15 protein-coding genes are annotated in these 15,216 nt (G+C 72.7%); 7 read left to right on the forward strand and 8 right to left on the reverse strand.

Going from position 1 to position 15,216, the window contains the following annotated elements; all coding sequences use genetic code 11:
* Positions 1 to 2: 2 nt before the first annotated feature.
* Positions 3 to 362: an ArsR/SmtB family transcription factor gene (locus ACSSS0_RS06065; protein WP_487230409.1), complete on the forward strand. Its 360-nt coding sequence runs from the start codon at positions 3 to 5 to the stop codon at positions 360 to 362.
* Between the two features lie 114 nt (positions 363 to 476).
* Entirely contained in the window at positions 477 to 1,481 is a 1,005-nt protein-coding gene (locus tag ACSSS0_RS06070; protein WP_487230410.1) for an NAD(P)-binding domain-containing protein, read from the forward strand.
* Between the two features lie 7 nt (positions 1,482 to 1,488).
* On the opposite strand, the gene ACSSS0_RS06075 is transcribed toward ACSSS0_RS06070, so the two are convergent.
* Together ACSSS0_RS06075 and arsB are read right to left on the reverse strand one after the other, a co-directional pair.
* The gene (locus tag ACSSS0_RS06075) at positions 1,489 to 1,905 is read right to left on the reverse strand and encodes an arsenate reductase ArsC (RefSeq protein WP_487230411.1); all 417 of its coding nucleotides are present in this window, start codon (positions 1,903 to 1,905) and stop codon (positions 1,489 to 1,491) included.
* Positions 1,902 to 2,981, reverse strand: coding sequence for an ACR3 family arsenite efflux transporter (gene arsB, locus ACSSS0_RS06080; RefSeq protein ID WP_487231194.1), 1,080 nt, complete (start codon positions 2,979 to 2,981; stop codon positions 1,902 to 1,904). Before arsB ends, ACSSS0_RS06075 begins: the two co-directional genes overlap by 4 nt.
* Positions 2,982 to 3,166: 185 nt before the next feature.
* Between arsB and ACSSS0_RS06085 the strand changes: the two genes are divergently transcribed.
* The gene (locus ACSSS0_RS06085) at positions 3,167 to 3,511 is read left to right on the forward strand and encodes an ArsR/SmtB family transcription factor (protein WP_487230412.1); all 345 of its coding nucleotides are present in this window, start codon (positions 3,167 to 3,169) and stop codon (positions 3,509 to 3,511) included.
* Between the two features lie 16 nt (positions 3,512 to 3,527).
* Here the strand turns inward: ACSSS0_RS06085 and ACSSS0_RS06090 are convergent, their stop codons facing one another.
* Positions 3,528 to 4,367 carry an aldo/keto reductase gene (locus tag ACSSS0_RS06090; protein WP_487230413.1) on the reverse strand — a complete coding sequence of 280 codons (840 nt, stop codon included), beginning with the start codon at positions 4,365 to 4,367 and terminating at the stop codon, positions 3,528 to 3,530.
* 196 nt (positions 4,368 to 4,563) lie between these two features.
* Between ACSSS0_RS06090 and ACSSS0_RS06095 the strand changes: the two genes are divergently transcribed.
* Together ACSSS0_RS06095 and ACSSS0_RS06100 are read left to right on the forward strand one after the other, a co-directional pair.
* Positions 4,564 to 4,929, forward strand: coding sequence for a YidH family protein (locus ACSSS0_RS06095; RefSeq protein ID WP_435984852.1), 366 nt, complete (start codon positions 4,564 to 4,566; stop codon positions 4,927 to 4,929).
* Entirely contained in the window at positions 4,926 to 5,267 is a 342-nt protein-coding gene (locus tag ACSSS0_RS06100; protein WP_487230414.1) for a DUF202 domain-containing protein, read from the forward strand. Before ACSSS0_RS06095 ends, ACSSS0_RS06100 begins: the two co-directional genes overlap by 4 nt.
* A 58-nt stretch (positions 5,268 to 5,325) precedes the next feature.
* Here the strand turns inward: ACSSS0_RS06100 and ACSSS0_RS06105 are convergent, their stop codons facing one another.
* A complete protein-coding gene (locus ACSSS0_RS06105) occupies positions 5,326 to 7,533 on the reverse strand; it encodes an MMPL family transporter (RefSeq protein WP_487230415.1) in 2,208 nt (735 codons plus the stop codon).
* Positions 7,534 to 7,748: 215 nt separating this feature from the next.
* Between ACSSS0_RS06105 and ACSSS0_RS06110 the strand changes: the two genes are divergently transcribed.
* A complete protein-coding gene (locus ACSSS0_RS06110; RefSeq protein ID WP_487230416.1) occupies positions 7,749 to 8,309 on the forward strand; it encodes a TetR family transcriptional regulator in 561 nt (186 codons plus the stop codon).
* Between the two features lie 19 nt (positions 8,310 to 8,328).
* Here ACSSS0_RS06110 and ACSSS0_RS06115 read toward each other — a convergent pair whose 3' ends face one another.
* Both ACSSS0_RS06115 and ACSSS0_RS06120 read right to left on the reverse strand, forming a co-directional pair.
* On the reverse strand, positions 8,329 to 8,748 hold the full coding sequence (locus tag ACSSS0_RS06115; protein WP_487230417.1) for a DUF7144 family membrane protein: 420 nt from the start codon (positions 8,746 to 8,748) through the stop codon (positions 8,329 to 8,331).
* A 67-nt stretch (positions 8,749 to 8,815) separates the two neighbouring features.
* Positions 8,816 to 10,783 (reverse strand): alpha/beta-hydrolase family protein, encoded by a 1,968-nt coding sequence (locus tag ACSSS0_RS06120; protein ID WP_487230418.1) that lies wholly within the window; start codon positions 10,781 to 10,783, stop codon positions 8,816 to 8,818.
* 180 nt (positions 10,784 to 10,963) lie between these two features.
* Between ACSSS0_RS06120 and ACSSS0_RS06125 the strand changes: the two genes are divergently transcribed.
* Complete coding sequence (locus tag ACSSS0_RS06125; RefSeq protein WP_487230419.1) at positions 10,964 to 12,415, forward strand: ATP-binding protein; 1,452 nt, start codon at positions 10,964 to 10,966, stop codon at positions 12,413 to 12,415.
* Positions 12,416 to 12,444: 29 nt separating this feature from the next.
* On the opposite strand, the gene ACSSS0_RS06130 is transcribed toward ACSSS0_RS06125, so the two are convergent.
* Positions 12,445 to 13,596: an ABC transporter ATP-binding protein gene (locus tag ACSSS0_RS06130; protein ID WP_487230420.1), complete on the reverse strand. Its 1,152-nt coding sequence runs from the start codon at positions 13,594 to 13,596 to the stop codon at positions 12,445 to 12,447.
* On the reverse strand, positions 13,593 to 15,209 hold the full coding sequence (locus ACSSS0_RS06135; protein WP_487230421.1) for an ABC transporter permease: 1,617 nt from the start codon (positions 15,207 to 15,209) through the stop codon (positions 13,593 to 13,595). Before ACSSS0_RS06135 ends, ACSSS0_RS06130 begins: the two co-directional genes overlap by 4 nt.
* Positions 15,210 to 15,216: the final 7 nt, after the last annotated feature.

A 15,216-nucleotide genomic window follows, 5' to 3' on the forward strand; every position in this document is an offset into this window, starting at 1 on the left:
ACATGTCGAATCAGCAGACCGCACCCGCGCCACTCCCCCTGCTGGCGGTGCCGTGCTGCCCGCCGGTCACCCGCGCCGCCCTCAGCCAGTCCGACGCCGAGGTCATGGCCGGCATGTTCAAGGCCCTCGGCGACCCCGTACGCCTCCGCCTCTTCTCCAACGTCGCCTCGTCCGCGGGCGGCGAGGCCTGCGTCTGCGACATCCAGGACGTGGGGGTCTCGCAGCCGACCGTGTCGCACCACCTCAAGAAGCTGCGCGAGGCCGGTCTGCTCGAGTCCGACCGGCGCGGGAGCTGGGTCTACTACCGCGTCGCTCCCGGTGTGCTGACGGCCATGGCTCAGATGCTGGCCACGAAGGCGTGACGAGCCCCCGGGACGTCGAGGTCGTCGTCGTCGGTGGGGGGCAGGCCGGACTCGCCACGGGCTTCCACCTGCGCCGCGCCGGACTCGTGGCGGAGACCGACTACGTGGTCCTCGATGCAGGCGAGTCGCCGGGCGGGGCCTGGCAGCACGTCTGGCCTTCGCTCAGGCTCTTCTCACCACCTGGGTTCTCCTCCCTCCCCGGCTGGCTCATGCCCCCCCGCAGCCGAGGACTACCCGCCCGCCGCGCACGTCGTCGACTACCTCGAGCGCTACGAGAGGCGCTATGGCCTCCCCGTCCACCACGGCACGAGCGTCATCTCGGTCGAGCGCGAGGACGACTGCGCCACAGGGCGACTCGTCGTCACGAGCCGTCCGGCTGGAGACGAAAGCATGCAGACGTGGCGGGCCCGGGTCGTCGTCAGCGCCACGGGCACCTGGGGTCGCCCGTTCGTGCCGCACTACCCGGGCGCCGACCTCTTCGGCGGCAAACAGCTGCACAGCGCGGAGTTCCGCACTGCCGAGCCGTATGCCGGCAGGCGGGTCGTCGTCGTGGGGGGCGGCAACACGGGGGCCCAGCTGCTCGCCGAGGTCTCGCTCGTGGCCGACACCACGTGGGTCACCCTCCGACCGCCGCGCTTCCTGCCCGACGATGTGGACGGCCGGGTGCTCTTTAGGGTCGCGACGGCTCGTCGAGAGGCGCTCGACGACGGCCTCACAGACCCGGGCGGCGTCGCCGGCCTCGGCGACGTCGTCATGGTCGAGTCCGTCCGCGCGGCCCGTGACCGCGGCGACCTCGTGGCCCGGCCGATGTTCCGGCGCTTCACCCGCACGGGGGTCGAGTGGCCGGACGGCAGCAGCAGCGAGGCCGACGTCGTGCTGTGGTGCACCGGCTTCCGCCCCGACCTGGCGCACCTCTCGCCGCTGCGCCTCCCGAGGGAGGGCCGGCATCCGTCGGTCTCGGGCACGCGGGCCGTCGGTGATCCCCGGCTCCACCTCGTGGGCTACGGCGACTGGACCGGGCTTGCGTCGGCCACCCTCATCGGCGTCGGGCGCACGGCCAGGGACGCGGTGCGCGAGATCGTCGGCCTGCTCGACCGACGCGACCTGCTCGCTCGGTGACCGCTGGTCAGGCGCCGATGGGCTCGACATCGAGCGACCGCAGCAGGTCGACGACGCGGCGGCGGATCTCGTCGCGGATCGGCCGCACCGACTCGAGACCCTGCCCCGCGGGGTCGTCCAGGTCCCAGTCCTCGTAACGCTTGCCGGGGAAGATCGGGCACGTGTCGCCACACCCCATGGTGATGACGACGTCGGACTCCCGGACCGCGTCGGTCGTGAGGATCTTGGGGGTCTCGGCGGTGATGTCGATGCCCGCCTCTGCCATGGCGGAGACGGCCGACGGGTTGACGCTGTCGGCCGGGGCCGAGCCGGCCGAGCGCACCTCGACCGCTCCACCAGCGAGGTGGGCGAGGTAGGCCGCCGCCATCTGGGAGCGACCCGCGTTGTGGACGCAGACGAACAGGACGCTGGGACGCTCGGTCATGGCAGGACCTCTCGGGTCGGCGTGGCGACGGCAGGCCCGTCGTCGTGATGGGTGAAGCGGCGCCGCAGCGCCAGGCTGAGGTAGACGAGCGCGACGAGCGCCGGCACCTCGATGAGCGGGCCGACGACGCCGGCGAGGGCCTGCCCCGAGGTGGCGCCGAAGGTCGCGATCGCGACGGCGATCGCGAGCTCGAAGTTGTTGCCCGCCGCGGTGAAGGCCAGGGTCGCGGTGCGCTCGTACCCGAGCCCGAGGCTCGCTCCGAGCCCGAACCCGCCGCCCCACATGACGGTGAAGTACACGAGCAGCGGAAGCGCGATGCGCGCGACGTCGAGCGGCCGCGAGGTGATCGCCTCACCCTGCAGGGCGAAGAGGATGACGATGGTGAAGAGCAGCCCGTAGAGCGCCAAGGGAGCAACCCGTGGGATGAACGTCGTCTCGTACCAGACACGTCCGCGGCGCTTCTCGCCGATGCGCCGTGACAGGTAGCCGGCCAGGAGCGGCACGCCGAGGAAGATGAGCACCGAGCGGGCGATGTCCCACGTCGACGCGTCGATGCCGGTCTGCTCGAGGCCGAGCCACCCGGGCAGGACCGAGAGGTAGAACCAGCCGAGGCCGGCGAAGGCGACGACCTGGAAGACGGAGTTGAGCGCGACGAGCACCGCGGCGGCCTCACGGTCACCGCACGCGAGGTCGTTCCAGATGATGACCATCGCGATGCAGCGCGCGAGACCGACGACGATGAGGCCGGTGCGGTAGGCCGGCAGGTCCGGCAGGAAGATCCAGGCCAGGGCGAACATCAGGGCCGGCCCGAGGACCCAGTTGAGGAACAGGGAGCTCAGCAGGAGCCGCTTGTCACCGGTCACCGAGTCGAGCCGGTCGTAGCGGACCTTGGCGAGGACGGGGTACATCATGACGAGCAGGCCGAGCGCGATCGGGAGCGAGACCCCGTCGACCTCGACCCGCGCGAGCCCGTCGCCGAGCCCGGGGACGAGGCGCCCGAGGAGCAGGCCGGCCAGCATCGCGAGACCGATCCACACCGGCAGGAAGCGGTCGAGCGTCGAGAGCTTCGCCGCCACCGGGTCGTGGCGTGACGGAGTCTCCGTGACGGAGGGGCTGGTTCGGTTGGTCACCGGTGTCCTTCGAACGCTGGGGCGGTCGCAGCTCAGCTGCATCGACAGTGGTCGATATTCCAACGTTGGCAGTCACATCAGCATGTGTCAATATGGATCACTGTCGATGCCGGTGAACGGAGGGTGAACCCGTGAGCGTGACCACGCTGGGCACGACCCCGCAGCAGGTGTCCGCGTGCGGCACCGCCCCCGTCGACGTCCTCGACCGCGCGGAGGCCGACCGCCGGGCCGCCCTGCTCAAGGCCCTCGCCGACCCCGTGCGCCTCCAGCTGCTCAGCATCATCGGCGCCTCTCCCGGCCGCGAGGCGTGCGTGTGCGACATGACCGAGGCCGTGCAGGTGTCTCAGCCGACCGTGAGCCACCACCTCAAGACCCTCGTCGACGCGGGCATCCTCACCCGCGAGCGGCGGGGCAGCTGGGCCTGGTTCCGGCTCGACGACGAGCAGCTCGCCGCCGTGCGCGGCTTCCTCGACTAGCGCGGCCGACCGCCCCTCACATCTCCTCGTGTGTGTCGGGGTCACCGCCGAAGAGCCGCCCGTCGTGGCGCGCCAGCGCCGAGATCGCACTGACCTCGTCCGGGCTCAGGTCGAAACCGAAGACGTCGAGGTTGGCGCGCTGCCGCTCGGGGTCCGACGACTTCGGCAGCGGCACGACCCCGAGCTGCACGTGCCAGCGCAGGATCGCCTGGGCCGGCGTGACGCCGTGCGCCTCCGCGGCGGCGGCCACCGGGTCGGCGCCGAAGGGGGCGTTGCGCTTGCCGAGCGGGCTCCACGCCTCGGTGACGATCCCGAGCCGCTCGTGGACCGCGCGCAGACGCTCCTGCGGGAAGAGCGGGTGCAGCTCGACCTGGTTGAGCACCGGCGCGACGCCCGTCGCCTCGATGACGTCGGCGAGGTGCTGCTCGGTGAAGTTGCTGACGCCGACGGACCGCACGAGCCCGCGCTCGCGGCACTCGACGAGCGCCCGGTAGGCCTCGACGTAGAGCCCCACGCTCGGGTTGGGCCAGTGGATGACGGCGACGTCCACCTGATCGAGACCGAGGCGCTCGAGCGAGCCCTCGACCGAGGCGATGGCACGGTCGTGGGCGTGGTCGCGGCCCGGCACCTTCGTCTGGACGACGATCTCGTCGCGGGACACACCGGACCGGCGGATCGCCTCGCCGACCTCCGCCTCGTTGCCGTAGTTCACTGCCGTGTCGAGCAGCCGGTAGCCGGCCTCGAGCGCCGACACGATGGCGCGTATGCCGTCCTCTCCCGTGAGGGGGTACGTGCCGAAGCCGATGGCGGGGAGCGTCGTGCCGTCGCCGAGGGTGCGTGTCGGAACCTGGGTCATGGGTCCCAACCTAGGCACTCGGCGGGCCGGGTGCGAGAGCCGGCCGAGGGTCGAGCCGGTCGGGTCCGGCCCGCTCAGCCGCCCCGCGAGCGGGTTCGTGCGCGCCCCGGACGCGGGCCGGTCGCCTCTGGGGGATGATCGGGAGCGACCCCGGTGACCGCGCGGGGACGTCGACGACGAGGAGGGCGACCCACCCATGGCGCAGGACCGCGGACGCTTCCCACGCTCCGTCTTCGACCACGGCGAGGACCCGGACCCCCGCTTCAGTCTCGCCAACGAGCGCACGTTCCTCGCCTGGATCCGGACCGGACTGGCCTTCGTCGCGGCTGGGCTCGCCGTCGAGGCCCTCCAGGTGCCGCTGACCGAGTGGCTCCGCGTGACGATCTCGCTCCTGCTCGTCCTCGCCGGGATCGCCGCCACGGCGCAGGCCTGGCTCTCGTGGGTGCGCACCGAGCGCGCCATGCGGCGCCTCGCCCCGCTGCCGTCGTCTGGTCTCAAGCTGCCCATCGCGCTGCTGCTCGGGCTCGTCGCCCTCGCCGTCGTGGTCGGCCTGCTGCTGTGAACCCGCCGGCCGACCCCGGGCTGCAGGCCGAGCGCACCTCGCTCGCCTGGCGCCGCACGGCACTCTCGGTGGCGGTCGGCTCGCTCATCGCGCTGCGGGTGCTCCCCCCGCAGCTCGGACCACTCGGGTATGCCCTCGCCGTGCTCGGCCTGCTCTGGAGCCTCGACCTCGCACTGACGGCGCGACGCCGCTACCGCGACGCGAGCCACCTCGTGCGCACCCGTGACGACCTCGACGGTCGTGCGGTGGCCGCGTCCGCGCTCGCGAGGACGGCACTGGCCGCCGGGGTCCTCGCGGTCGTGGCCCTCGTCCTCGTCGTCGTCATCGCGAGCCGCTGACGGCGACGACCCCGCATGCAGTGTCCCCTCCGACACACGACATACGGGGTCGGCGACGTCAGGGAGCGGTCTGGACCGCCGGCCGCCCGGCGACCTCGCGGTCACCGGATCCGCCTGTGGGACGGAGCTTCTCACCCTCGATGTCGACGTTGGGCATCGCGCGGTCGAGCCACCGGGGCAGCCACCACGCCCTGTCGCCGAGGAACGACATGACGGCCGGGACGAGCGACAGGCGTACGACGAAGGCGTCGACCGCGACACCGAATGCGAGGGCGAAGCCCATCGACTTGATGATCGGGTCCTCGACGAGGACGAAGCCGGCGAAGACCGACATCATGATGAGCGCCGCGGCGACGACGACCCGCGCGCCGTGGCCGACACCCGCGACGACCGCCTCGCGCGCGGTCTCGCCGTGGACGAAGTCCTCGCGCATCCGGGAGACGAGGAAGACCTCGTAGTCCATGGCCAGGCCGAAGAGGATGCCGATGAGCAGGATCGGCAGGAAGCTGACGAGCGGCCCGGCGGTGTCGAGCCCGACGAGCGAGGACAGCCAGCCCCACTGGAAGATCGCGACGGTCGCCCCGAACGCGGCGCCGATCGTCAGGAGGAAGCCGAGCGTCGCCGTGAGGGGCACGAGCAGCGACCGGAACATCAGCATGAGCAGCACGAATCCGAGCCCGACGACGACGAGCAGGTAGACGGGCAGTGCCGCGGAGAGCTTGTCGGACACGTCGACTCCGACGGCCGTGACACCGGTGACCGAGATCTCCGCCCCGGTCGCACCGGACGTCGCCGCGAGCGCCGAGCGCAGGTCGCGGACGAGGTCGAAGGTGGCCTCGTCCGTCGGTCCCGACTTCGGGATGACGGCGAGGATCGTCGTGCGCCCGTCGGCGCTCGTCTGCCCGGGTGCGACGGCGAGCACGTCGGACAGACCGGTGGCCGCCTTCGCGGCACCGGCGGTCGCCTGCTGCGCCTGCTGCTCGGTGTCGCCGTGGACGACCATGACGAGCCGGCCGTTGAACCCCTCGCCGAAGCCCTCCGAGATGAGGTCGTACGCGATGCGCTTGCTGCTCGTGGCCGGCGCGGTGCCGTCGTCCGGCAGGGCGAGACGCATGTCGGCGGCGGGCAGGGCGACCGCGCCGAGGACGACGATGCCGGTGAGGAGCACCGGCACCCGGTGGCGGACCGTGAAGCGCCCCCAGGCGAACCCGCGGTTGCCGGCCTGCTCGTCGAGGTCGGTGCCGGTCCCGTCGGCCTGACGCTGGCGGCGCGAGAGGACCCGGTCGCCGGCGAAGCCGAGCAGGGCCGGGAGCAGCGTCACCGCCACGAGGACGGCGACGAGGACGGTCCCGGCGGCGGCGAGACCCATCGCCGTCAGGAACGGGATGCCGACGACCGACAGGCCAGCGAGGGCGATGATCACCGTCAGGCCGGCGAAGACGACGGCGGTGCCCGCCGTGCCCACGGCCCGCCCGGCGGCCTCCTGGTGGTCGAGGCCGAGGGCGAGGTTGTGCCGGTAGCGCGAGGTGATGAAGAGCGAGTAGTCGATGCCGACGGCCAGGCCCAGCATGAGCGCGAGGACCGGTGTCACGCTGGAGAGCTCGACGGCGTGCCCGACGATGAGCAGGCCGATCATGCCGACGCCGACGCCGATGAGCGCGTTGACCATCGTCATGCCGGCCGCGACGAGCGAGCCGAACGTGATGACGAGGACGACGAGCGCGACGAGCACGCCGAGGCCCTCGGTCGAGCCGATCTCCGGGGTCGCGAGCAGGGGCTCGCCACCCGCGGCCACGGCCCACCCGCTGGGGGCATCGTCGCCGAGCGCCTCGTAGGCAGAGCGCTGGTCGGCGGTCAGCTCGTCGGCCGTGCGGTCGAACTGCACGGTGACGAGGCCGTAGCGGCCGTCCGGGCTCAGGGCCTTGGTGTCGAAGGGGCTGAGCGCGCCGACGACACCCGGGACCTTCGCGGCCCGCGCGACGACGTCGTCGACGACGGCCTTGCCGGCCGGGGCGACGACGGTCTGGCCCTGCGGGGCGCGGACGACGACGGTGCCCGACGCCCCGCTCGCCTGCGGGAACTCCTTGGCCAGCGCCTCGAGGGCCCTCTGGGACTCCGTGCCGGGGATCGTGACGCTCGAGGTCGGGGCGCTGCCCAGGGTCAGCAGCACGCCAGCGAGCACGGCGAGCAGGACGAACCAGGCGGACGTGACGACGCCGCGGCGACCGAACGCGAAGCGTCCGATCCGGTAGAGCAGAGTGGCCATCAGGTGACTCCAGGGGGCTCGAGGCAAGGGTTCGGTGGGCCGGGCGTCGCTGACCAGCGCCTCTCAAGTTAACCGAGCGGCTAAGTCGAAGACAAGCCGATCGGCTAACTCCGCTAGGGTGACGGCCACCACGCCACCCGCCGACGGGACGTCGACCCGCGAACCGCGGCACACGGCATACGGACACCGCGTGGACGACCGACGAGGAGGCGACCGTGGCACGACCCCAGGCCCCGCGGGGCCACGGCCGCCGACGCGTCATCGACGCCGCCGTCGAGCTCTTCGCCGAGCACGGCGTCACCGGGACGTCGCTGCAGATGATCGCCGACCACCTCGGGGTCACCAAGGCGGCCGTCTACTACCAGTTCCACGCCAAGGAGGACATCGTCCTCGCCGTCCTCGAGGAGGCCCTCGTCGACATGACGGCCTTCGTGACGGCCGCGGAGGCGGAGGCGACCCCCGACGCAGCCGCGACGGCCGCGCTCCGGGGACTCGTCGACCTCGTGATCGGTCACCGCCAGGTCGTCGCCGCCCTCATGCGCGACCCCGCGGTCGAGCGCATCATGGCCGGCCACGACGACCTCAACTCGCTCATCGGCCGGCTGACCGCGCTGCTCCTCGGCCCCGCGCCGGACCTGCGCCGGCGCATCGCCGTCTCCGTCGTCGGCGCTGGCGTCGCCCAGGCCGGCATCGACCCGATGCTCGCCGACGTCGACGACGAGACGCTGCGCGCCGAGCTGCTCCGGCTCGGACCCGCGATGCTCCCGCGCGACTGAGGTCGCGTCAGAGAGCGGGTCAGAGGTCGCTGAGGTCGACCGAGGTCAGGCCCCAGATGACGAGCACGTCGAGGGCGATGATGATGATCCCCCAGAGCGGGTAGTACGGCAGCCACAGGAAGTTCGCGAGCGCCGACAGCACGGCGAGGGCGACACCGACCGACCGGGCCAGCAGGTTGCCGGTGAAGATGAAGCCGCCCGCGACCGCCGCCGCCAGGCCGATGACCATGTGGAACCACCCCCAGGCGGTCGCGTTGAAGGTGAAGACGTAGCTCGGCGTGGTGACGTAGAACTCGGGGCCGTTGACGACGGCGATGAGTCCCTCGACGAACTGGAACACGCCGACGACGAGCATGATCGTCGCGGCGAACGTGCTCGCCCCGGCGGCCCAGAGCGTGCGTGCGCGGTGGGTGGGGGCGGTGGGGCTGGCTCCGGCCATGGCGGCCTCCGTTCAGGTGGTTCTGGCTGTCAGGGATGGATCGGATGGTGCTGGTGCTGCTGGTCGCTCAGGCGAAGACCCCCTCGCGGAACTCCTCGCGCACCCGCACCGCGTCCTGGATGGCGTGCATCTGCTCGTCGGTGCACGTCAGGTCGTAGACGTCGCGGATGAACTCGGGCAGGTCGGCGCGGTAGTCGTGGGCCCAGGCCCTGAACTCGCCCGGCAGCTGCGCGTTCTTCATGTCGATGAGCGTCTGGAAGAACGTCGTGACGGGTCGCCACCGCATCCCCGCGGGTATGCCGCGTGGTGACCGCAGCGGCACGTCCTCGCGGCGTGGCCGGTCGGGTCCCAGCCAGGCGGGCCTGCGGTTGAGCAGGTCGAGGCCGAACTTCGTCACGCCGTCGTTGTCGTGGCTGAGCAGCACGTAGCGCAGCCGGTCCCGGACGTCCTGGCCCAGGGCGACGAGCTGCTCGTGGTCGTTGACGACCGTGACGAGGCTCGCGTCGACGTCGGGACGCGGCGCGCCGGTCACCTCGTGCATCCACTTGCTGCCGCCGGGGGTTCCGATCCACAGGGCCCGGTCGATGCCGAGCGCCTGCGGGCCGAGGGTTCCCCAGCCGAGCAGCACGTCCTGGCTCGTGTGCGCCCCGAGCGACTCCCCGAAGAGCACGACCTCGGGCCGCTCGTCCGGCGCCATGGCACGCACCCGCTGGAGGATGCGCAGCCACAGCAGCCGGTTCTGCTCGCGGGCGTCGCGGACCTTGCCGAGCGACAGCGGCGACGGGCGCTTGGAGTACTGCATCGTGACGCTCGCGACGTCGCCGCGGGTGAGGTACTGCGCGGCGGCGATCGCGACGTAGTTGACGTAGCCCGTCCCGGTGGGCGACACGAGCATGAGCAGCGAGCGCGACCACGCGTCGGTGCGGTCCATCTCGGCGATCGCGAGCTCGACGCGCTCGGTGGGGCTCGGTGCACTGTCGAGGCCGACGAAGACCTGCACGGGGTGGGCGCGGGCGGGCTCGCCCATGACCGTCGCGATCGACAGGTCCGGCGGGGTCCTGCCGTCGGGCAGCGGTAGGGGGTTCGGGACGGGTGCCGGGCGCACGTAGGTGACGGCGTGCCGCCGGCCCTCCCGTCCGAGGGAGTCCCAGGAGACGAGGCTGGCGGGGTCGCCGCTCGTCATCGGGTCGGTCCACACGCCGGGTGCAGCCCGCATCCACGGGTCCACGGTCGTCGTCACGGCCTCGATGCGCTGCATGACCCGGGTCCAGAGCGCGTTGACGGCGAAGCCCGCGCCGGCCATGAAGGCCGCGTGCGAGGCCAGCTGCCAGGCGAGCCCGGAGCCGGGCGCCTGTCCAGGAGCGAGCCGGCGCACCTGCTCGGCGGTCCATCGCTCGGCCCAGCCGGCGCCGTAGAGCACGGCGAGGACCGCGCCACCGGCGGCGAGCCCACGGAGGGTGGGCACGTCGTCGACGGTGTCGAGCCCTGCCTCCGAGCCGGACTCGCGCCGGGCCCGCTCGATGAGCGCCGACGTGGCCAGACCCACGGGGATCGACAGCGGCAGGGCGGCGAGACGTCCGTCCGCACCGACCGCGCGGTCGAGCCGGCGCACCCCGGCCGTCGCCCCGATGAGCACCGACCCGGACAGGCCCGTGGCGCCCATCCGCCACGCTCCCTGGCGCAGGACCCCGTCCTTCGCCGTCGCGACGCCACGCCGGTCGAGGTAGGCGGCGAGACCCAGCCCCAGCGGCGCCATGACGAGCTCGCACCCCAGGGCGGCCGCCGACCGGCGGCGCTCGTCGGACCAGCCGTCCGGGAAGACGGGCCACGTCGCTGCGGCGTTCGCCACGACGTCGATGACGTCCTGCGAGGAGATGGCGATGAGGTAGTGGGCTCCCGCCGACAGTCCGGTGATGATCCCCTGGTCCTGCCAGGAGCGTTTCGACAACGACGGCGCGAGCGTCGACGGTGTGACGAAGGAGGCCATGACGAGGCCGACCTTCTGCCCGGTGTGGACGAAGTCCGACTGCTCCATGAGCCCTCCCCGGCGCTGGACCGGCTGGGGGTGGACCCGACGTCACACCCGCCCCACCTTCGAGCATGGTCACCTCGGGACGCCGTGCGCTCACCCCTCCAGGGTGATCTTCGGGCGCAGCGCGAGGCCGTCGGCCCGCAAGGGTGCCCACCGGGCGTCAGGCGTGAGCATCATGGATCCATGACTGCGAACGTCGAGGTCGACCCGCCCACCGCTCCGACCTCCGCGCCGTCGTCGGCGCTGACCCATCTCGAGTCCGCGGACGGCCGGTCCTTCGTCGCGCGCGGGCCCGCGGGCGAACGCCCGCTGCCGGGTGACTACCTCGAGCTCGAGGGCGAGGACGGCATCCTCGCCTTCGTCGAGGAGGTCGCCGGCGAGGCGTCGGGCTCCGGCTTCGCCGCCACGGGGACCCTGGTCCACGTCGGGGGCGGCTCGGGCGGCTCGGGCGGCTCGGGGCGAGCAACCGACTCCCCCTGGCACGACGTCCCGGTCCGGCCGACCCGACCCGACACCGTGCAGCGGCTGCTCTCGGGCGCGGATCCCGTCCTGCACCTCGGACACCTCGCCGGCCAGGACTCGGTGGGCGTCGCGCTCGTGCCCAACCGCCTCAACCGGCACACGTTCTGGTGCGGGCAGAGCGGGTCGGGCAAGACGTACGCCCTCGGCGTCCTGCTCGAGCGCATCCTACTGACGACCCGTCTCCCCATGGTCGTCTTCGACCCCAACAGCGACTTCGTGCGCCTGCACGAACGGGCCGTCCAGGCCGACGCCGCGGATGCCGAGCAGGCGCAGGCGCTCCGGGACCGCGAGGTCGTCGTGCTGCGGCCCGACGACGAGGAGAACCCGCTGCGGGTGCGCTTCACCGAGCTGACGTCGCGGGCCAAGGCCGCCGTCCTGCGCCTCGACCCGGTCATCGACCGAGCCGAGTACAACGCGCTGCTGCGCCTCTTCGGCGGCGACTTCCAGACCGTGGACGCGGGGCAGATCGTCCCCTACATGCGTTCTCTCGGGGATCCGGACGCCGAGGCGCTGGCCCAGCGCCTGGAGAACCTCGGCCTCACCGAGTGGACGCGGACCTGGGCGTTCGGCGCGACGGCCGTCACCGAGGTCATCGCCCGGCGACCGGCCGCGACGGTGGTCGACCTCGGCGGCTACGACCGGCACGAGGAGCAGCTCACCGTCGCGCTGGCCGTGCTCGACGACCTGTGGGCGCGCCGGGCCGAGCGGCGCCCGCTGCTCATCGTCGTCGACGAGGCGCACAACCTCTGCCCGCCCGACCCGGAGACGCCGCTCGGCGTGGCGGTGCGCGACCGGCTCATCCAGATCGCGGCGGAGGGCCGCAAGTACGGCCTCTGGCTGCTCCTGTCGACCCAGCGCCCCTCGAAGGTGCACCCCGGCATCGTGTCGCAGTGCGACAACCTGACGCTGATGCGGATGAACTCGCGGGACGACCTCGACCAGCTCGCCTCGGTCTTCGGCTTCGTGCCCCGCGGCCTGCTCGCCCAGGCAGCCCGCTTCCGGCAGGGCGAGGCGCTGCTGGCGGGCGGGTTCGTGCCGATGCCGAGCGTGGTGCAGGTCCGTGGACGCATCACCCCGCAGGGCGGCACCGACGTCCCAGTGCCGATGCCCTGACGGCTCGGACCTCCGGGGCCGTCCCGGGCTCAGGCGTCCGGGGGGAAGGCGATGGCCTCTCCCTCGATGCGCAGGCGCAGCTCGGTGCCCTTGGCGGCGATGAACGCGTTGGAGTGGCGGATGCTGATGATCTCGCCCTCGCGCGCGAGCGCCGAGGTCTCGCAACCCGGTTCGCGGCCCGAGGTCAGCTCGAGACGAACGGTGCTCTCGGGACCGAAGTAGTCGGTGTCGACGACGACGCCACGGATCGGGCCGTGCTCGTCGACGCGGATCTGCTCCGGCCGCAGCATGAGCTGGACCCGACCGCGCAGCGACGTCGGCGCGAGCGGGACGGCGCCGAGGGAGCAGGTGGCGGTGTCGCCGTCCACCCACGCCTCGAGCATGACCGCGTCACCGAGGAACTCGGCCGTGGCGCGGTCGACCGGTCGCGTGTAGACCTCGAGCGGACGATCGACCTGCGCGAGCAGACCGTCGCGCATCACGGCGACCTGGTCGGCGAAGCTCAGCGCCTCGGCCTGGTCGTGGGTGACGAGGACCGTCGTGATGCCGGCGTCGTGGAGCACCTTGGCCACCGTGCGCCGGGTCGCGACCCGCAGCCCCGCATCGAGGGCCGAGAAGGACTCGTCGAGGAGCATGAGCTCGGGCTCGCGGGCGAGGGCCCGCGCGAGCGCCACCCGCTGCTGCTGCCCGCCCGAGATCTCGTGCGGTCGCCGCGCCGCGAGCGCGCTGTCGAGCGAGACCATCTCGAGCAGCTCGGCGACGCGAGCCCGCACCGCCTTGCGGCCGCCGGTCAGCTCCGAGGCGTCGATGCCGAAGGAGATGTTCTGGCCGACCGTCAGGTGCGGGAAGAGGGCGCCGTCCTGGGCGACGTAGCCGACGTCGCGGTGGTGGGCGGGCACCCAGGCGTCATCGCTCGCGAGGACGCGCCCGCTCAGGGTGACCGAGCCCGCGTCGGCGCGCTCGAAGCCGGCGATGAGCCGCAGCAGGGTCGTCTTGCCCGACCCCGACGGGCCGACGATGGCCGTCGTGCTCCCCGGGTCGACCGACAGGGTGACGCCGCGGAGCACCTGCTGCGGGCCGAAGCTCTTCGTCAGTCCACCGACCTCGAGGCGGCCCCGGGCCGACGGGTCGTGGTAGTCGACCGGCGGGTGCACGGCGGTCGACGGAGGTGTCGTGGTCATTGTCCGGCCGCTTTCTTCGACTGCTGGAAGAGCAGGTAGGTCATCGGCGCCGAGAGCACGACCATGAGCAGGGCGTACGGCGCGGCCCCGGCGTAGTCGATCTCGCTGCTCTTGGCCCAGAACTCCGTCGCGAGGGTGGTGGTGCCGTTCGGGGCGAGCAGCAGGGTCGCCGTCAGCTCGTTGACGATGGCGAGGAAGACCAGGGCCGCTCCCCCGGCCGCGGCCGGTGCCGTGAGCCGAAGCGTGACCCGGACGAAGGCCGCGAAGGGCCGTACGCCGAGGGCCTGCGCGGCCTCCTCGAGCTCCCGCGGTGCCTGCGCGAGCCCCGAGCGGAGGCTGACGAGGCTGCGCGGCAGGAAGAGCAGGACGTAGGCCGCGACGAGGACGACGGCCGTCTGGTAGAAGGCCGGCAGGAAGCGGATGCTCACGGTGACGAAGGCGAGGCCGACGACGATGCCCGGCATCGAGCTCGTGATGTAGTTGGACAGCTCGAGCGAGCGGGTGAACCAGCTGGGCCGCCGCACGGCGAGGAAGGCCATCGGGAAGGCGACGAGCGTCGTCGCCGCCGCCCCGGCCGCGCCGTAGACCAGCGTCTGGAGCAGGGCCGGGACGATCTCGTCGGGGGCCCAGATCTCCGAGCCGCCGAGCACGACCCACCGGAGGACGAACCACATCGGCACTCCGACGGCGAGCACGACGAGCAGCAGGAGCGCGAGCTGGGCCGGCACGTGGAGCCGGCGGAGCGGCATACGCCCCGGGGCAGCCTGCCCACCGGAGCCGACGCGGGCGTAGCGCGCGGTGCCGCGGGTGCGGACCTCGGCGACGAGCAGCAGGAGGCACAGGACGACGAGGACGCTGGCGAGCATGTTGCCGGCCGCGCCGTTGAAGGTGGACTGGTACTGCACCATGATCGCCGTCGTGAAGGTGTCGAAGCGGATCATCGCGAAGGCGCCGTACTCGGCGAGCAGGTGCAGGCCGACGAGCAGCGCGCCCCCGGTCATCGCGAGCCGCAGCTGCGGCAGCACGACCCTGCGGAAGACCTGCCACGGGCCGAGCCCGAGCGCGGCTGCCGACTCCTCGAGCGCCGGGTCGAGGCGGCTCAGGGTCGCCGCGGCCGGGATGTAGACGAGCGGGAAGTACGACAGCACCGAGATGAGCACCCCCGACCAGAGACCCGCGAGGGACGGCACGGCCGACACCCAGCCGTAGCTGTTGACGAACGCAGGGATGGCGAGCGGCGCGGCGAGCGCGAGGGCCCAGAACCTGTTGCCGCGCAAGGCGGTCCGCTCGACGAGCCAGGCGCCACCGACGCCGAGGACGAGGCACAGCGGCACCGACACCGCCATGAGCAGGATGGTGTTGATCAGCAGCTCACCGACGCGGGCGCGGAAGATCAGCCCGACCGCGGTGTCCCAGCCGGTGGCGACCGTCATCGCGATGACGTAGCCGAGGGGCACGAGCGAGAAGAGCGCGATGAGCACGGCGATGACCGCCAGGGCCGACGGTCGCCGACGCCCGGACGCCGGGCCCGGGCGGGTGCCCGGGCCCGGCGTGCGGGCCGTGCCGGTGCCGGTCGCGCGGTGTGCGCCCGGAGCGGTGAGGTCGGTGGTCACCCGAGAA

The sequence above is a fragment of the Terrabacter sp. R4-6 genome, from assembly GCF_057529065.1.